Raw genomic sequence first — 18597 nt, forward strand, 5'->3', positions numbered from 1 at the left:
TTAAATTATTTTAATATTAATAATTTTTAATCACGTAATTAATCATCCCAAAAATCCGGTTTTTGGTTTGTTCCCCCTCTTGTTCTGCAATCGATACAATCTTTTGACACAAATGTCTCTATAAATACGTATTGACCATATAAAGGGGGAATCCTTACCCATCCGTAAGCTACATATAGTGGATAGTTGTCAGGATGAACCCATGCAAGATAGGCTTCAACATCGTCTATTAAAGGGATAAAACAATGATCTATAGAATAATCATAGTCAGAATCAATAAACACCTTAGGAGTGAATATATGCGGGCTTTTATAAACACCTGCAACCAAAAAATATCCAAGTACTGCTTCCTCCGGATTTTGTGTGTTGACAAGGTTTCCTAAAATTCGATAGGGCTGAGATGTATACAAATCGTCTGTATTTGAATTTTGATCTGCTATTCCTTTATAAAAAACATATGCATTTTTTGAAATGGTGAATTGCTTGATAAATAAACAATATTTTTCCCTAAGTTTATAATCTTTAAATGATGCAAAACTCAGTGGAAAATTATTAATTTTAGGGCTAGACAGAAACTCAGTGCTCTGTGTGAACACTTTTTTTATTGTATTGATATTCCAACAATAAAATAAGCTGTTTGCTTCTTCATACGTGACCTTGGTGAATTTCCCATTGAATATTTTTGTGGCTCTATAATAGGCATGATATTCGTAACTTTCTTCCAATTCCCAATAATAATAGTTTTTATCCTCCGCTGCTGTTTTAGTTGTTACATAAAATTGATAGCCTTTTTCTTCGGTACCAGCTTCGTCTAATCTGTCCTCTGTTAACCGGGTTTCTATTTCAAAATGAGCAGATTCTATTTCAACAGGCGATCGTAATTCTTCAAATTCCGATTCATAGTGTTTTTCACTTGCAATGATGCTAAGTTTGTACTTTCTTCCAATAATCCCTTGTATTCCTGTTTCAGATGTTTTATAAACCCCGGCTTCTACTTCTAAAAGTGTTTCTGAATTTCCTTCATCATCAGTAATTGTAACTATAGCGTCCGATACCGGATTAAAATCAGATATCGAATCAAAATCTTGAAGAGAGCTCGTAGTTGATAAAGTTATGGTGTATGGACCTGGCTCGTTAGTAATTTTTCCATCGACAACCAATAAGCTTTCGTGTCCATTTTTTAAGTCGGGCCAATATTTCTCGACGCAGGAAATACAGGCAACCATTAAAAATATAAAAATAGATAATTTTGTGTTTACTGATTTATTCATACTAATTAGTTCATTTTTTAATATTGTTATATGAGATAATTAATCATCCCAAAAACCGGTTTTTGCTTTATTCCACTTTTATTACTAATGTTAACTATCAAAATTTCCAAGCTTAAAATTATAGGTTAATGAAACAATTGGAGCAGCAAAAATGGACAACTTATACCCTTGTATTTTATTCTCTTCTTGCTTAAAATAAATTGAATAGGGGTTATTAGTTCCCAAAACATTGTATATAGAAAAGGTCCAAGAACCATGAGCAGCCTTATTTTTTAGCAAGTTACCTTCTGTTGTGAATGATAAGTCTAGTCTGAGATAATCGGGAATCCGATATTCATTGCGTTTTGAATAATTTAATATTTTTATCCCGTTCTGAAAATAAAAAGAGGTAGGATATGTGATTGGCCTCCCTGTTGAATAGACAATATTGTATGATAGTCGATGTCTTCTAGCAAAATCATAATTGGCTACTAAATTAAGAGCATGTGGCTTATCATAATTTGAGGGATAAGGTTCTCCATAGTTTATTCGATTTTCAGCAAATTCACTGTCAATCAATACGCTTGTATGGGAGTAGGTGTAGTTGATCCACCCAGTGAGAGATCCAATGTTCTTTTTTAACATTAGCTCGACCCCATAAACCTTCAAATCACCCTGCAGAGTGCTTTGTTCGATGTATTTATTTAAAGAGAAATCATGCCCATCTTTTATTTCTACTATGTTTTTATTCTTTTTATAATAAGCTTCTATCGATACTTCATATTCATTTGCGGAAAGGTTTGAGAAAAAGCCTACCGAAAATTGATCGCCAATAATAGGCTTTGTATTATAATCAACCAGTTTCCAAGTGTAATCAGGTGAAACAGCAATGGTGTTAGAAAGCATATAAATATATTGATGCAATCTGTTATAAGATACTTTTACAGACACATCATCTGTGATGCTGTACTTAGCAGCTGCTCTGAAATCTAAACCACCATAAGATTTTGCAATTTGATTATTATCAAAAAATAGTGAGTCCTGAATATTAGATCCTAGCATTGGTAAACCTTCGGAGTATTGATAAACTTTTTGTGGTCCAAGGGATGCGTAAATATTATATCGAACACCTGCATTCAATGATAATTTGGGCGTTACATCCCATTCATCTCCTAGATAGATTCCAGATTCGAGCCCTTTTTCAGTGCCCAAATATAAGTCTTGCACCAAACTGCCAGGACCAAGTGGGAGTCTACTTCCTCTATCAATTTGATAAAGAATTGAGTTAACTCCTGCATCAATACTATGTTTGTGATTAGGTCTGAAATTAAAGTTTGCTTTTATTTCACTATGTTCCAGTTTGTAATTTTGCTTAAAAGCAGAAAATACAAATTCAGACACTTCCTTTTCGAAATCGTATATGCTATGAGCAAGGCTTAATTCAAAGGTGTGTTTTTCTTTTAAAAAATGTTTCCAGTTTGCCGAAACTCCAATGTTTTTATAGTCATATTCGGTGTTTGTCGATACCAATTTCATCTTATCATAACTGTAATATGCGAAAACATTTAAGAGGTTATTTTTATTGAGTTGAAAAGAAAGATTACCAACAAAATCAGCAAAGTTTGCTTTGCTGTCTTCTATGTCTTGGTCATCAAACATCATGTCAATCGCCCAGTCTGAATATGTCGATCTCATCCCAATTAAAAAACTACTTTTATCCTCTTTAATCGGCCCTTCAACCAATACTCTCCCTGTAATAAGGCTAATCCCACCGTTAGCAGTAGTTTTGTCTTCCCTCCCTTGTTTCGTTTTTATGTCAAATATTGATGATAAGCGACCTCCATATTTTATAGGGATATTACTTTTATAAAGGGAAAACTCATCAATGGCATCGGTGTTAAAAGATGAGAAAAATCCAGAGGCATGAGAGGTGTTGTAAATAGGTACATTATTTATATAAAATAAATTTTGATCTGTTGGACTACCCCTTACATTAAACCCTGCCGAACCCTCTCCAATGGCTTGAACACCAGGCAGCAACAATGCTATTTTCATAACATCTTTTTCACCAAAAACAAGAGGGATGTTTTTTACTGCCTTTGAGCTCAAACTTTCTATCCCCATTTGCGTTCCTTTCACTTTATTCTGCCTTTGAACACGAATAACGACATCATCAAGTAAATAAATTTTTTCTTCAAGTAACAATTCTATGGTTCCGTTTGATAAAAGTTCAACTGGAACTCTTTTTTCATTAATATTTATCCCATTTATGACCAGTATGTGCTTCCCTTTTTCTAAAGTTATTTGAAAAAAACCAGTATCATCAGCTGCAACTCCAATTTTAGAGCCTTCATCCATGATGGTTGATCCAGTAATAATCTCACCCGTTTTAGAATTTTTAGTATAGCCGCTTAGTGTGACATTTTTTTTATTTACGCCATCTTTTTTGGTTCCAACCACAATTGTTTTTGGAGCATATTGATTTATAGTTTTTAAAAAATCTGCATCAATTTTGTCAACTGAAATCTCATTTTCTTCTTGCTTAGGTTTGATCAATTGAGAGAAAAAATTGGATGGTAGACTTGTATTAAGTACAACACCTTTTGTTAAAAAAATATTCCCCTTCCGATCGATAGAAACAGCAATATTATATGCATCTAAATTTTCATTCAGGATTTTTTTTAAAGATGAAGATTCTCTGATAGCGATGTTAAATTTGGGAATGTCTATTTCGTAGTAGAAAAAATGAACATCATATTTCATTTCTATTTTTTGTACAAAATCAGCCCAAGCTAAGTTATTATATGTTTCTGAAATAATAATATCAGACTGACCGAATGATTGTATGCTTAAAAGAAGAATAAATCCTGAGAGAAGTACAAACTTCATTTTGGAATTCTTATTTTGATGAGATTTCATCACAGTATTTTAGTAAAAAATATAATTGAATGTAGCTAACCTTACTAAAGTTGATCCTGTTCCTTTTAATACATTTATCAATTTCGTTTTTATTGGTTGAGAAATAAATGCAAAAGTAGAACAAGATAAGACTACTAAAAAGAGTATAGATGGCTTTTCTAAATGAGAATTGGTCAAGCTCATATTTGATTTTATGTTAATAAATATTAACCTATTTCAAGATAAGAGAATTGTTAGTTGTGTAGAGTTAGAATAGTGCTAGAATCAATAAATTGTAACTGCTAATATATAAATATACGCTAAATAATTAACTTGTACAATTTTAAATAGCTTTTTCTACTTCACATTGGCATGATATTCATGTTTTTGGCAGAAAGGAATCATCCCCAGCCTAGAGATTTACTTTCTTCAATTCTCTTCTACTGATACCTTCACAATCTTCCCATTCAATCCCATCCCATAACCAACTTTACCTCCGGCAGTAAAAACCATGCCATGCAGTATTTGATCGGAAATGGTTTCCCAGTTTTTGCCTCCATCATAACTCACGTCGGTTCCTTTTAATCCGGTGGCTAAATAAATATTGTTAAAAAGGTAGCAGCTACCTGCGAGATAATGATCGACTCCTTGTCCCAAGGTCCAGGTTTTCCCACCATCAGTGGTATAAGCCCTGCTATTGGGCGGGTTTTCATTTTTATACTCCCCTCCTACTGCAATTCCTTCCTTTTCATTTTTAAAGGCCATCGAATAAATACCGCGCATCCCTGCCCCTGAGTATATTGGGGTTTCAACCACCTGCCAGTGTTGGCCTTTATCCTCCGTAAAAAACACACGGGCTTTGGTTCCACCCATTCCAACCCACGCTTTTGATTTTCCATTCACAACAATACTGCTTCCACTCGAGGCAAAACCACCTTCAATTTCCAAACTTTCAGGAATGTTTTCAGGATCAGTTTGCACCCAATTCTCACCACCATCTGTAGTAGTTATGATCAACATTTTGCCGTTCATCGGATCACCAAAAGCAATTCCATTTTGCTTGTCCCAAAACTTCATTCCATCTAAAAATACTGCTGAATCGCTATTATGGTAAACTTCATACCAATTTGTTCCACCATCAACGGTTTTATAAATTACACCCGGAAAACCTGCATTCATCACGAGTGCTATATTTACATCAAGGGCGACTACATCACGAAAATCCATTTCGCTTGCACCCGGTACCTGATTTATGATCAAATTGCCATTTTCATCACTATGCACAACTGTTCCTTTGGTCCCGCTTACCCAAAACACATTTTCGTCAATAACGGATAATCCACGAAAACTATTGGAAAGGCCTAAATCATATTCAATATATTCCAAACGAATAGGATCGGTTTTTAATTCATCGGTATAACAAGAGGTCAGTATTACCATGGAGATAATAAAAATGTTTCGGATTTTCATTTTAATTTTTTTTTGATTTGTATTCTAATAAAACAAACTTAAGTAATAATTCATTAAAATGCATAGCTCATTTCTTTTATGTTTTTTCATTACCCCCTCTCCCGATAAATCGGGATCTCCCTTATAAACAGGGGAGAAAAATAACCACGCAAAAAGTTCACCTCTAAAAAAAGCCCCTTCCTGAAAAATCAGAAAGGGGCTCAGAAATTACACTTTTACTTTATTAATATTTTCCGAAAAAGGGCTATTGATCCTTCGACTATATTTCCGCTACGCTCAATGTAAACGCTCGGGATACCAGCCTGCGTCTGGCAGGAGTTCGACTTTTGTGATTTTGAATTCAAAATCACAGTCTCACTTATTTAAAAACAATTTCTTCTACGTCTCTCCAAGGAATGTAATGATATTTGCTATCCGATTCAAAAACCAAAATTCCGGTATTTCGATCTGAAACATCTTGGCCTTTACCGAGTAAAAGCATATCCCCATCCCTTAATGTAACTTGAGTATAATAATAGTTTTTAGGGCTGATCTTTTGAATCGCCCTGAATGGAATCAGATACTCAATATCATCTTTTTCTCCGTTGAGTATTTCGATATCAATGGATTCATCTAAGTCATAAACAATTAAACCAGAATAAGAAGTTCCATTTACCAAACGTACTGTTCCTGCTAATTTATTTGGTCCTATAAAATCATTATAGCCCACTAAATCATTTTTTGTAGGATCGGATATGGTAAGTTTCTCAAATTCGCTCCATGGAATATCAACATACCCCATGCCGAGAGTATTTACAATGATGCCACGATTTTCACGATTTACATCGTTTGTACCTTCAAGTTCAAGTTCTTTTCCTGATTTTGTTTTCAACAAAACTCCCCTGCCATATTTTTCAATGGTTTGCATGTTCTCAAAAGGAATGGAATAATTATCACGACGTGTTTCACCATCAATTTTATCAACTGACAATCGTTCGTCATGATCCCATTGAATATAACCGGTAATCTCCCCATAACGGGTTTGCACCTTTCCAAAGATGGGTTCCCCGAATTTGTCCCTCAAGTTTTTAGGAGTCTCCATAAAATCAACACGCTCCAAACGATCCCATTTTACTTCGACTTTTCCAAGTTCTTCATCCAAAATCCGGATAGTTGCACCAATATCGTTCGACCCATCATCCAAACGGATCACCTGATCGTCTTTCAAAATTACATTGACCCTGTTACGGCTTCTCACCTCGATAGATTTAAGATCACCAAACTGGCAGGCAAAAGTATGTGTAAAATTGTTGTTGTAACTACCATCGTTGACTGAGAAAACGCGCTCAACCCAACGTTCTGCCCAATGCTCTGAAGTTTCGCGCAAATCGTTCATTTCACTTCTGCTTAAAAACTCAAGGTTTTCGTTAACAGGTTTGGTTGCATTAAAAAAATCGAACCAGAATACTTCTTCTGTTCCCCATCTGATTTGTCCGACATACTGATCTCCATCAATGGTAGTTACTTTTCCATAGATAAATAATTCGTCGGTATTAACTTGTGAAAATGCTTTTATTGCAAACAATGATATAAGCAATAAGGTTGTGGCTAAAAATTTTGTCTTCATATTTTAACGATTTTGTTTTTTAGAATTTCATACTGGCTGACAGGATGATTCACGATTAACTTACTGTTTAAATCTTAGACGACTTTAGATTGCCAAATGTTACAAACTGTTTTGATAAAAAACAGCTTACGTTTAATTCATATTTCAATGATGATAATGTTATAAAGAAATTTATCTTTAATCGGCCAGAGATCTGCCTAAAAAACTACGAGCTTAAAAAATTGCCATGGTCAACAAAACAATCCTAAATCGAGATGGGTAAGATAGACCAAACTAACCACCATTTATCCTAAAATACTATACCTCAGATCTTGCAAATAATAGCAATTAATACCCATCGTGTGAAACACATCGAAAGTATAAGAACGACGCTATTATTGAGCTATGAATTCTATTATATAATCAAAACACTGTCAAACTTATCACAAAATCCTTCCTAAAATTATTAGTCTATCATTTGTGTGGGTTATGAGTCTTAACATTATCAATTTTAATTGTAGGAAATTTATCTTTAAAAAAATTTGAATCTATATTCTCCATTATTATATGGACAGCTAAATAAAGAATGAAGAGCATAAAGTAGAATAGTATGTGAGTAAAGGAAATTTTCAATTTAAACTTATAGACCCACCAAACTAAAATGCTTAAAGAAAGCACTAAGAATAGTATGACGGCAGGATAAAAATTTAGCCCAGCTAAATTCATAATACTTTCAATTTCGCCACCATAATTTTTTTTAATTGCAATTATCGATCTGAAAATAAAATAAAATGTATTTGCAATTATGATAGCTGAATATATGGTCCATTTTATAGATTTCTTTTCGTGTTTTCTGATGAGATAAAACGACCCAATGATCAGAACGATATTTACAATTGGACCACCTAAAGATCCAATTCCGTATTGAGTAGCTGTAATATCGATGAGTGGATATTCCATTACCAAAGACATACCTGCCGGTATTCCCTGTATCCAATAAAAGATACAATGCCCCAGTTCGTGTAATAAAGTTGAAATAACTCCAACTGCAATTACAAGTAATAAAAAGTTTAGTTTATATTTCATCCGTAAATAAATTTTTATGATGGTCGGATGGAACTCGCATGATGAATTTTCATCCGTATTTGTGATTAACGAATCATGCTCGTTTCATAATGCATTAATTTAAATGATGTTAAGTTTTATTATCTATAAGATATTCAAGATTTATTAAATAAATCTTCATTCATACTTTAATGTAGATACAGGGTTTATATTAGTGAGTTTCATTACCTGGAAAATAATGGTTATAAGTGCAATAATTAGGGATATGAACAATGCCATAGCAAATGGAACGATATTCAGTTGTATTGAATAGGCGAAGCCATCCAGAAACCTTACTGAATAATAATAAGCAATGGGGATGGCGATGAAATTTGCAATTAAAATCCATTTCAGGAAATCAACGACCACCAATTTCGCAATTTGATAGGTATCGGCACCAAAAACTTTGCGGACACCAATTTCACGTTGTCGTCTTTCGACTGTGAACATCGCTAATCCGTATAAGCCCATACAGGCAATTAAAATAGCCATAAATGCAAACAGGCCCATGACGCTAATTGATTTTCTTAATTCTGTATAATTATCCCACAAGCGGATATCATAAAACCCATAATTCAGGGGTTCGTTTGGCAATAGTTTGTTCCATTTTTCTTCAATACCGGCAAGTGCCTGCTCATAATTCCGGCTTTTTAATTTTACGTAAACAACTACATGTTCATCAGCTCTGGCCTTTCCAATTATTAATGGAACAATCTCACGCTGAGATCCTTCAAAATTAAAATCTTTCACAACTCCTATTACCGGATAAGCACCATCACGCATAATTTTTTTCCCGATCGGATTTTGCCATCCAATTTCTTTAGCAAAGGACTCGTTAATAATGTAGGAGGTATCATCCGATGCATATGAATCAGAGAAATAGCGTCCTTCTGCCATTTCTAATTTGAGCATTTCAGCCAAACCCTCATCTGTAGCTATAAACTTAACCAACATCGGATTTTTGACACCTTCAGGTAAGTATCCGTTTTGTGTAATCCCTTGTCCGACGAGCTGTGACGATGAACAAACGGATTCGACTTCTGCTAACTGTTCCAGTCCGATCTTTAATGCTGAATATGCCTTTATTGCCGTTCCACTCGACATATTAACAATTACCGTATTCGCAGTATCAAATCCCATATCTTTTTTCTGAATGAAACTAAGTTGCAGAAACATCACCAAAGTGTAGGTAATGATAGTGGTTGAAATCACAAATTGAATAACTACCAGGATATTCCTCAAATAGGGTGTTCCACCACCACTGATCATTTCGCCTTTTAGACTGTTGATTGGTTTAAAACGAGAAATAAATAAGGCAGGATATGAACCGGCCAGGAAACCTATACCTACGGTAAAAAATATGATCAATGCGATAAATGGGATATTGGATTTGGTATATAATTCATAATCGCCTATAAATCTGGTAAATTGAGGTTGAAATATTTCGATCAGGATTAAAGAAATGATGAAGGAAATTAGGCTAAAAATCACGGCTTCACCTAAAAACTGACCAGTGATCCGCGATCGATGAGCTCCCAGCACTTTTCTGATCCCTATTTCGATCGATCGCTGAGTTGATCGGGCTGTTGTTAAATTCATAAAATTAAAAACGGCAATTAAGAGGACGAATAAACCTATCAAAGCGATGATCCACATTTTTTTCAAATCTCCCGCAGTCATATCATTATCAATAAAACCATGAAGATGCATTCGATCCATACGGTCAAAAGCCAATTCAATTAACCAGCCATGTGGTCTGTACATATAATTAATATGCTTTTCCAAGAAATCAGGCAACTTTGGCGTAATTGATTCCAGCGATGCAGAAGGAGCCAGTTTTATATAATTATAATATTGATTTCCTCCGTTCCAACCTAGATAACTGTTTGGTTGGTCGTATAAAGTCGTAAAAGAAATAAGGGCAGTAAACTGAATAGATGAATTTTTGGGACAATCTTCGGCAATGCCTTTCACCACAACAGAATAAGCATTCTCCCAATCTAAAACCTGTCCAATCGGATCAGCATCCCCAAATATTTTTTCAGCCAAACTTTTGGTCAAAACAATAGAATATGGTTCAGCTAAAACAGATTTAACAGAACCCGACAATAACTTAAAAGAAAAAAAATCAAAGAAAGACGAATCAGTGAAACATACATTTTCCGAATGATAATTAATTTCATATTTCGCCAAAAACCCCGGTCGAGGCATTCTGATTCTCACCATTGACTGAACCTCAGGGAATTCCTCTAGTAAAGATGGAGCAACTGCAGCTGTAATTACAGCAGATTTTTCGTGACCATCAGGCATGGTTAGATTAAATCCTACTCTGTAAATATCCCTTTTATGAACATGCATATTATCGTAGGTAAGTTCATTTTTCAGATACAAGAGCACCATAATGCTACAGGCCAAACCAATTGAAAACCCTAAAATATTAATGATTGAATAAGTCTTACTTTTAACAAGATTTCGAAAGGCGGTTTTAATATAATTCGTTATCATGTTATTCGTATTTTAAAGCATTTACAGGGTTCATCCTACTCGTTTTAACAACCTGAAATATAATTGTTAGTAATGCAACAAAGAAGGCAATGAAAGATGCCAGAATAAAAATCCAAATACCAATTTCTATTCGGTACGAAAATCCATCAAGCCATTTACTCATAAAATACCAACCCAGAGGAATGGCAATTAAACTGGCAGCCAAAATTAACTTTATATATATGTGCGTCAGAGAAATCGCAATCTGATGTAACTCGGCACCTAATACTTTTCTGATTCCTATTTCCTTGACTTTTTGAACCAATGCAATTGAAACGATGCCAAAAAGACCTAATGTTGCAATAATTATAGCCAAAGCAGATAAGGAGGTAATGATAATCGCCGCCTTATCTGCTTCTGAGTACATCTCTTTGAGCTCTTCTTTAACACTCATTGATTCGATAAAATAGCTTGGGTACAAATCGGACATTTTTTGGTTAATTTGTGTAATGGTTTCCTTAAGTCTGCTGGGTTCAACTTTCACAAACATGTTCCCATAAAACCTTGGATGACTCGCAAATACCAAGGGATCAATTTCTAAATGTAAAGAGTAAGTATGGAAATCTTTAACAACTCCACAAATGATTCCGGTAGTGCCACTAAACGAAATTCTTTTGTTTATTGCATCTTCAGGATTCTTAAACCCATAAATTTTATAAAGCTTCTCGTTGACAACTACTCTAAAAATAGAGTCGCCTTTGGTTCTTTCATCAAACCATTTACCTGCCAGTAAATTAAGATTAAATACTTCTGAATATCCAGCATCTGCAGGTTTGAAGTTCAAAAGCCGGTTAATGCTTTCATCCTCGCCTTCTACTGTAAACGCTGTTGTAAAATTACGAGAAGATGATGGTGAACCAATCCCAAATCCGAAGTGTTGCACCCCAGGCATCGTTTCTAAAAACTGCCTTAAAGATTGTACACTTGAAGAATCGTTCTCGGGCAATGAAAACTTAATTACATTATCAATCTGAAATCCTAAATCTTTATGATTTACATAACTGATTTGCATTTTTATAACAATAGTTGCAATAATTAAAGCAATTGAAACCGTAAACTGGAATACTAGCAAGATATTTCTTAGACTAAATATCACTTGTTTCGAATTTGACAATTTACCTTTTAGAGCTTTTATCGGTGTAAACCGCGACATAACAAAAGATGGATACAAGGCGATAATAATATTAACAATGACGTAAACAGCAACAAAATAAATAATAAAATAGGAACTATTATAGATACTCAATTGATGGTTATTCCCAAGAAAAATGTTGATATATGGCAATACAACTTCAACTATTATTACCGCAACAACCAATGCAATAATTGAGATCATTGCATTCTCTTTAATAAACAGGAAACTTAGCTGTGATTTAGAAGCACCTAAAACTTTTCGAACCCCCACCTCCTTTGCTCTTTTCAACCCTTGAGCCATTGATAGATTAATGAAGTTAATTCCGGCTATAGCAATAATTAAAATACCAATAAAAGCATAAATCCATAAACTCGTTTCAGAGGTAGTATAGGTATTTGGTAAATTTTGATAATCCGGCTCGAGATGCATTTTGCTTAATAGCTGAAAATTAAAATGTGTAGTTTCATATTCATCATTTCGGTATTTCCTAATTACTTCATTCATTCTGGTTTCAAATTCATCCAGATTAACATTCTCTCCAATTTTCACATAACATTCAAATCCTGAAATAGTATTACTCCAACTATCATATTCAAATCCGAGGGTTTCAGCATTTAAATTTTCAACAGAAAGGATCATTGAAAAGTCAAGGGTTGAGTTTAGAGGTTGGTCCTTTATCAAGCCAACAATTTGATAATTAATATTCGGAGAAAAAGTGATTATTTTGCCAATCGGGTCTTCACTACCAAAGTATTTTTCGGCAACGGATTTAGTAATTGCAATATTTTGTGGGTGTTCAAGAATAACTTCCGGACTTCCCACAATGAACTGAAGATCAAAAACGCTAAAGAAAACCGAATCCACAAACAAAATATTCCTTTCTCTGAAAATTTTTTCGTTAGATAATATATCCTGACTACCAGACATATAAATTGAAGTGAAATCAAAATCAGGAAAATCATTTCTTAGTGAATATGCCATTGGAAACGAAGTAGCCCCATTTCGATTAGTGCTGCTTGCATGACTTATCGTTCTGGTTATCCTATAAATTTGATCTTTATTTTTATAATAATTATCAAAACTAAGTTCAAACTCAATAAAGAGAAAAACAATTATTGAGCTCGCTAAGCCAATTGATAAACCTAAAACATTAATAAATGAAGAGGTTTTATTCTTCCAAATATTACGTAGAATATACTTGATACTGATTTTTTTCATATTATTCGTATTTTAAAGCAGTCACCGGATTCATTCTCCCAGTTTTTATAATCTGAAACATAATGGTGATCATCGCTACTGAAATTACCAGGAGTATTGCAATCATATATACCCAAATACCAATTTCAATACGGTATGAGAAACCATTCAACCAATGATTCATAAAATACCAGCCCAATGGTACTGCAATCAAACCAGCGATAATGATTAATTTAAAATAAGTTTTTGTAAGCACCATAGCTATCTGAGTCACTGAGGCACCCAATACCTTCCTTATGCCAATTTCTTTAATCCTTTGAACCATCATAAATGAAACAAGTCCAAAAAGCCCCAAAGAAGCAATCACAATTGCCAGCATAGAAAGCACCGTAATGATCATTGAAATCTTATTGTCTTCGGTATACATTTCATTCAGGCTTTCTTTCATACTTTTATACTCAATTGAATTAGAGGGATACAAATCTTTTAGCTTATTTTCAATATTTTCAATGGTTTCTTTTGTTCTACTTTCATCAATTGTTACAAACATCCCCAGGTAATATTGTGGAATGCTAAGAAAAGCAGTTGGCTCTATTTCACTTCTTAATGAATAGATATGAAAATCTTTTATCACGCCACAAATACTAGCTTCATTGCCACCAAATGGTATTTTTTTATTCAATGCATCTTCAGGACTTTTAAACCCGTGTGTTTTGTAAAGCTTTTCATTTACTACCATCTTGTATGTAGAATCTCCTGCTACCCGTTCAGAGTACCACTCTCCGGCAATTAAATCCAATTTAAAAGTTTTATAATATTCAGCATCTGCCAGTTTCAGGTTCATATAATGCTTCGCTTCATCCCCTTCTACTTTGAAAGAAGTTCTGAAATTTGAGGTGGATGAAGGGGCACCAATTCCAAAAGTAAAATTCACGATCCCGGGTTGGGTCAGGAGATAATCTTTCATCGATTTAATTTTATTCTCATCACTGTCAGGTAATAAGAAATTAAAAATCCCTTTCACTTCAAAGCCCAAATCCTTATTATTGATATAATTGATTTGTTTTTTTATGACCAGAGTTGAAATAATTAATGTAATGGAAATAATAAATTGAAAGACCAAGAGAGAATTCCGAAGATTAAAACCCTTGTTCTTATTAGTTCTCAAATTACCTTTCAATGCCTTGATAGGCATAAATCCTGACATCACCAAAGAAGGGTATAACGCAATCATCACATCAACAAGCAAGTAAACCAAAAACAAAAAGATGACAAAATAGCGACTTTGGTAAATACTCAAATTCAGGTTATTTCCCATAAAATTATTCACATAAGGAAGTACAATTTCAACAACGATGACCGAGAATACAAGTGAAAGTAATAAGACAACTGAATTCTCCTTGACAAAGAGCATGCTTAATTGCGATCTGCTGGATCCAAGAACTTTTCTTATCCCGACTTCTTTTGATCTTTTTAATCCCTGAGCTGTTGAAAGGTTAATATAATTGATACTTGCAATACATAGTATGAGTAACCCAATGAAGCCGTAAATCCACAGGCTGGCTTTTGAAGTAGTATAGGTATTCGGAATATCTTCGAATTCAGGTGAAAGATGAATCTGATTTAAAGCCTGAAATTGATAATAGGTATTTGTTGCCTTGTTATCACCGGTAGCATAATTTGATTTAATGATATCATTTATTTGTTTTTCAATGACAAGTGGTTCAACCGATTTCGGAATTTTCATATAGGTCTCAAATCCCGAAATACTATTCTCCCAGCTGTCATAATTAAATCCTACCATCTTGGTATCCAGAATTTCAGTTGAGGCAATAATGCTATAATTAAGGGTTGAATTCAATGGTGCATCCTGTATTAAACCTGCAACCTGAAAATGCTGATCATTTGAAAAAGTCAGAGTCTTACCTAAGGGATTTTCATTGCCAAAATACTTTTGGGAAATAGATTTTGTCAGAATTATATTTCCCGGATTACTTTTGAGAATTTCAGGGCTGCCAATAATCCAATCAGAACTAAAAATATTAAAGAAAACAGAATCAACAAACAGAATGTTTTTCTCTTTATAAACATCCTTATCAATGACAACATCCAACTCCGACATCATGTAAAGTGTACTAATCAAGTAGTCGGGAAAATCATTCCTTAATGAATAACCTAAAGGGTAAGTAGTAGCTCCATCCGTATCAACTCCACTAGCATGATTAGAGATGGCAGTAATACGATAAATTTCATCCTTGTCTTTATAAAAATTATCAAAACTAAGTTCATACTCTATAAAAAGAAATATGATAATGGCCGAAGCCAATCCAATGGATAAACCTAAAATGTTAATAAACGAAGAAACCTTGTTCTTCAAGATATTACGGATCATAAATTTCATACTATTCATAATTATTCGCATTTTAAAGATTTAACCGGATTCATTAGCGCACTTCTAAATATTTTAGAATAAAAAGTTAATGTCAAATCTTTTTCGACAATACAATTTAATCCAAATATTTCAACAAGCGTACCACAACTCATAAAATATTCTCTTTCTATTACTTATCTTGTTTTTAATAAATTAAAAACTCCTAAATTGTTTCACTTCGGAACAATTAATTTGAACATAAACCGATCATTTTTATATCTTTGAAAACACTTTATAAATGGCATCATTAAAATGGGCAAATTACTAGTTGTCGACGATGATAAAGATATTCTGTTAACTTCAAGAGTTGTTCTCAGGGATGAATTTGAAATGATCCGTACGGAAAGTGATCCTTTTAAATTACAACAAATCTTACGAAAGGAAGAATTTGATGTGATTTTACTGGATATGAATTATTCAACCGGAACCTCAAATGGGATTGAAGGGATTCATTGGCTCAAAGAAATTTTAAAAATTCATCCCCAGGCAAATGTCATTTTGATAACTGCCTATGGAGAGCTAAACCTTGCCGTAGAGGCCATGAAAATTGGGGCCATTGATTTTGTAGTAAAACCATGGGATAACGAAAAACTATTGGCAACCGTCCGATCAGCCTTACGACTTAGCCAATCAAAAAATGAGATTCGCTCATTAAAATCAAAACAAAATATTTTAAGAGAAGAGGTAGATAAATCATATCAGGAGATTATTGGCAAATCTAAAGTAATGAAGGACTTGCTCGATATTGTTAAAAAGGTTGCTCCTACCAATGCCAATATTTTAATTTTAGGTGAAAATGGTACAGGAAAAGAACTGGTTGCCAGAGCAATACACCGATATTCGAACAGAAACAATCAAATATTTGTAAATCTGGATATTGGGGCAATTACTCCAAGTTTATTCGAATCAGAAATGTTCGGGCACAGCAAAGGCGCATTCACGGATGCACAAGCGGACAGACAAGGTCGGTTCGAAATAGCTTCGGGCGGAACCTTATTTTTAGATGAAATTGGCAACCTTAATCTAGCCCAACAAACCAAACTCCTTTCGGCTCTCGAAAAACGCGAAATATACAGGGTAGGTTCAAATACAGCTATTCCAATTGACATCAGATTGGTTTCTGCAACAAATCTTTCATTAAATGAATTGAACGATGAAAAAAACTTCAGAAAGGACCTGTTATATCGAATAAATACGGTTCAGATTGAAATGCCACCCCTAAGAGAACGCAGAGATGATATTCCTTTACTGATCAATTTTTTCGCAGAGAAATATCTTACTCAATACAATAAATCCAATATCAGCTTCGCTGAAGATGCCATTCAGAAATTGATGAAACACCAGTGGCCAGGAAATATCCGTGAGCTAAAACATTTGGTTGCACGCGCCATTATCATGTGTAATACAAACCTGATTAAAGCTTCGGATATTTGGTTAAACGTTGAATCAAGTAATACTGAATCTTCCTCGTTCAACATTGAAGTTCTTGAAAAAAATGCAATCCAGAATGCTTTATCAGAGAATAAAGGAAACCTCACAAAAACAGCCAGGGCATTGGGATTGGGCAGGACTACCCTTTACCGTAAAATGAGCAAATATGATCTTTAAAAATTTCAGAATCAAAATCGTTTTCAGGGTAATCATTCTGGGAATCATGATCTTTCTTTTCATTTTATCTTTAAATCAGGAGAAGTGGTATGTTACTTCAGCGGTAAGTTTTTCCCTTATCATTATTTTACTCATCGAGCTCATTTACTTTGTAGAATCGACAAATCGCGAGATTGGAAAGTTTTTATTGGCAATCAAACACAAAGATTTTTCTTCGACGTATGCAGATTCCGGACAAGGCTCAACCTCATTTTCAGAACTCAAACAGGCATTACGCGAAATAACCAGGGAATTTCAAAATGTTCGGATCGAGAAAGAACTGCATTATCAATATTTGCTTACCGTTTTTGAACACTCAAAATCAGCCATTATTTGCTATTCTGAAACAGGCAACATTGAACTTGTAAATCAGGCAACCAAAAACCTTTTAAAGTTTAATAAACTAACTTCAATCGACGAGCTTAAGCGCATTGACGTAAATTTATTTCAAGCCATAAAAGAAATTAAAGGTGATTGCGAAGAGATTATCAAAGTAAGCATTAATAATCAGATCACCACTCTGAATCTACATTGTTCCGTTTTTAAGCTAAAAGAAATTATTTACAAAATGGTTTCATTACACAACTTAGGTGATGTCTTAGATAATCAAGAGATTGAATCATGGCAAAAGCTGATCAGAATATTAAATCACGAAATCATGAATTCAGTGACCCCAATTTCATCATTAAGTGAAGCCATTAATAAAATGTTATTAACGAAAGATGGGAAAAGAAGAACGATCAACAATGTTTCAGCCACTGAAGCAGAAGACATTTACGATAGTCTGGAAACCATCGAAAGCCGAAGTAAAGGCTTGCTGAAATTTGTAACTACTTATAAACAATTAAGCAAGCTACCTAAACCACGGCTTTCCCAAGTTAACATTAATGGATTGATCAACCACATCGCAACACTGATGAAACCTGAATTACAGAAACAAAAAATCAATATCCGGATACCAAATATTACGCAGGAAGTATCTGTTAATATCGATTCGGAAATGATTGAGCAGGTGCTGATAAATTTACTGCTAAATGCCATCGAAGCCATCAAGAATAACGACACAAAACAGATTGAATTTAATACGAGTAAAACCGGAAACAGTGTTTTCGTGTCCGTTAGCGATAATGGTTATGGCATTAAAAGTGAAGTGCTTGATCAGATTTTTATTCCATTCTTTACTACAAAAAAGGAAGGTTCCGGAATTGGGTTAAGCCTTTCCCGTCAAATTATGTTGATGCACAAAGGCAGCATATCAGTTCAATCAAAATTGGGATCGGGAACAACATTTATCTTAAAATTTTAAATTGGTTTCAAAGAATTTTCGGAACTTAGC

10 protein-coding genes are annotated in these 18597 nt (G+C 34.1%); 2 read left to right on the top strand and 8 right to left on the bottom strand.

What is annotated here, in order from left to right; genetic code table 11:
- Positions 1-38 precede the first annotated feature (38 nt).
- The 8 genes from KKG99_04915 to KKG99_04950 all read right to left on the bottom strand — a co-directional run bounded on the left by KKG99_04915 (position 39) and on the right by KKG99_04950 (position 15593).
- Positions 39-1271: a DUF4249 domain-containing protein gene (locus KKG99_04915; protein ID MBU1012324.1), complete on the bottom strand. Its 1233-nt coding sequence runs from the start codon at positions 1269-1271 to the stop codon at positions 39-41.
- A 90-nt stretch (positions 1272-1361) separates the two neighbouring features.
- On the bottom strand, positions 1362-4139 hold the full coding sequence (locus tag KKG99_04920; protein MBU1012325.1) for a TonB-dependent receptor: 2778 nt from the start codon (positions 4137-4139) through the stop codon (positions 1362-1364).
- A gap of 438 nt (positions 4140-4577) precedes the next feature.
- Positions 4578-5618, bottom strand: coding sequence for an oxidoreductase (locus KKG99_04925; GenBank protein ID MBU1012326.1), 1041 nt, complete (start codon positions 5616-5618; stop codon positions 4578-4580).
- 358 nt (positions 5619-5976) lie between these two features.
- The gene (locus KKG99_04930) at positions 5977-7224 is read right to left on the bottom strand and encodes a hypothetical protein (protein ID MBU1012327.1); all 1248 of its coding nucleotides are present in this window, start codon (positions 7222-7224) and stop codon (positions 5977-5979) included.
- 453 nt (positions 7225-7677) lie between these two features.
- Positions 7678-8289 carry a hypothetical protein gene (locus tag KKG99_04935; protein ID MBU1012328.1) on the bottom strand — a complete coding sequence of 204 codons (612 nt, stop codon included), beginning with the start codon at positions 8287-8289 and terminating at the stop codon, positions 7678-7680.
- Positions 8290-8445: 156 nt separating this feature from the next.
- On the bottom strand, positions 8446-10812 hold the full coding sequence (locus tag KKG99_04940; GenBank protein MBU1012329.1) for an ABC transporter permease: 2367 nt from the start codon (positions 10810-10812) through the stop codon (positions 8446-8448).
- A gap of 1 nt (position 10813) precedes the next feature.
- On the bottom strand, positions 10814-13204 hold the full coding sequence (locus KKG99_04945) for an ABC transporter permease (GenBank protein MBU1012330.1): 2391 nt from the start codon (positions 13202-13204) through the stop codon (positions 10814-10816).
- 1 nt (position 13205) lies between these two features.
- Positions 13206-15593, bottom strand: coding sequence for an ABC transporter permease (locus KKG99_04950; protein ID MBU1012331.1), 2388 nt, complete (start codon positions 15591-15593; stop codon positions 13206-13208).
- A 273-nt stretch (positions 15594-15866) separates the two neighbouring features.
- Here KKG99_04950 and KKG99_04955 point away from each other — a divergent pair, with 273 nt between their 5' ends.
- Complete coding sequence (locus KKG99_04955; GenBank protein ID MBU1012332.1) at positions 15867-17222, top strand: sigma-54 dependent transcriptional regulator; 1356 nt, start codon at positions 15867-15869, stop codon at positions 17220-17222.
- Positions 17212-18567, top strand: coding sequence for a GHKL domain-containing protein (locus KKG99_04960; protein MBU1012333.1), 1356 nt, complete (start codon positions 17212-17214; stop codon positions 18565-18567). The genes KKG99_04955 and KKG99_04960 overlap by 11 nt, the downstream gene beginning before the upstream one ends.
- The last annotated feature ends 30 nt before the right edge of the window (positions 18568-18597 follow it).

This window comes from Bacteroidota bacterium (genome assembly GCA_018816945.1).
Classification (GTDB): domain Bacteria; phylum Bacteroidota; class Bacteroidia; order Bacteroidales.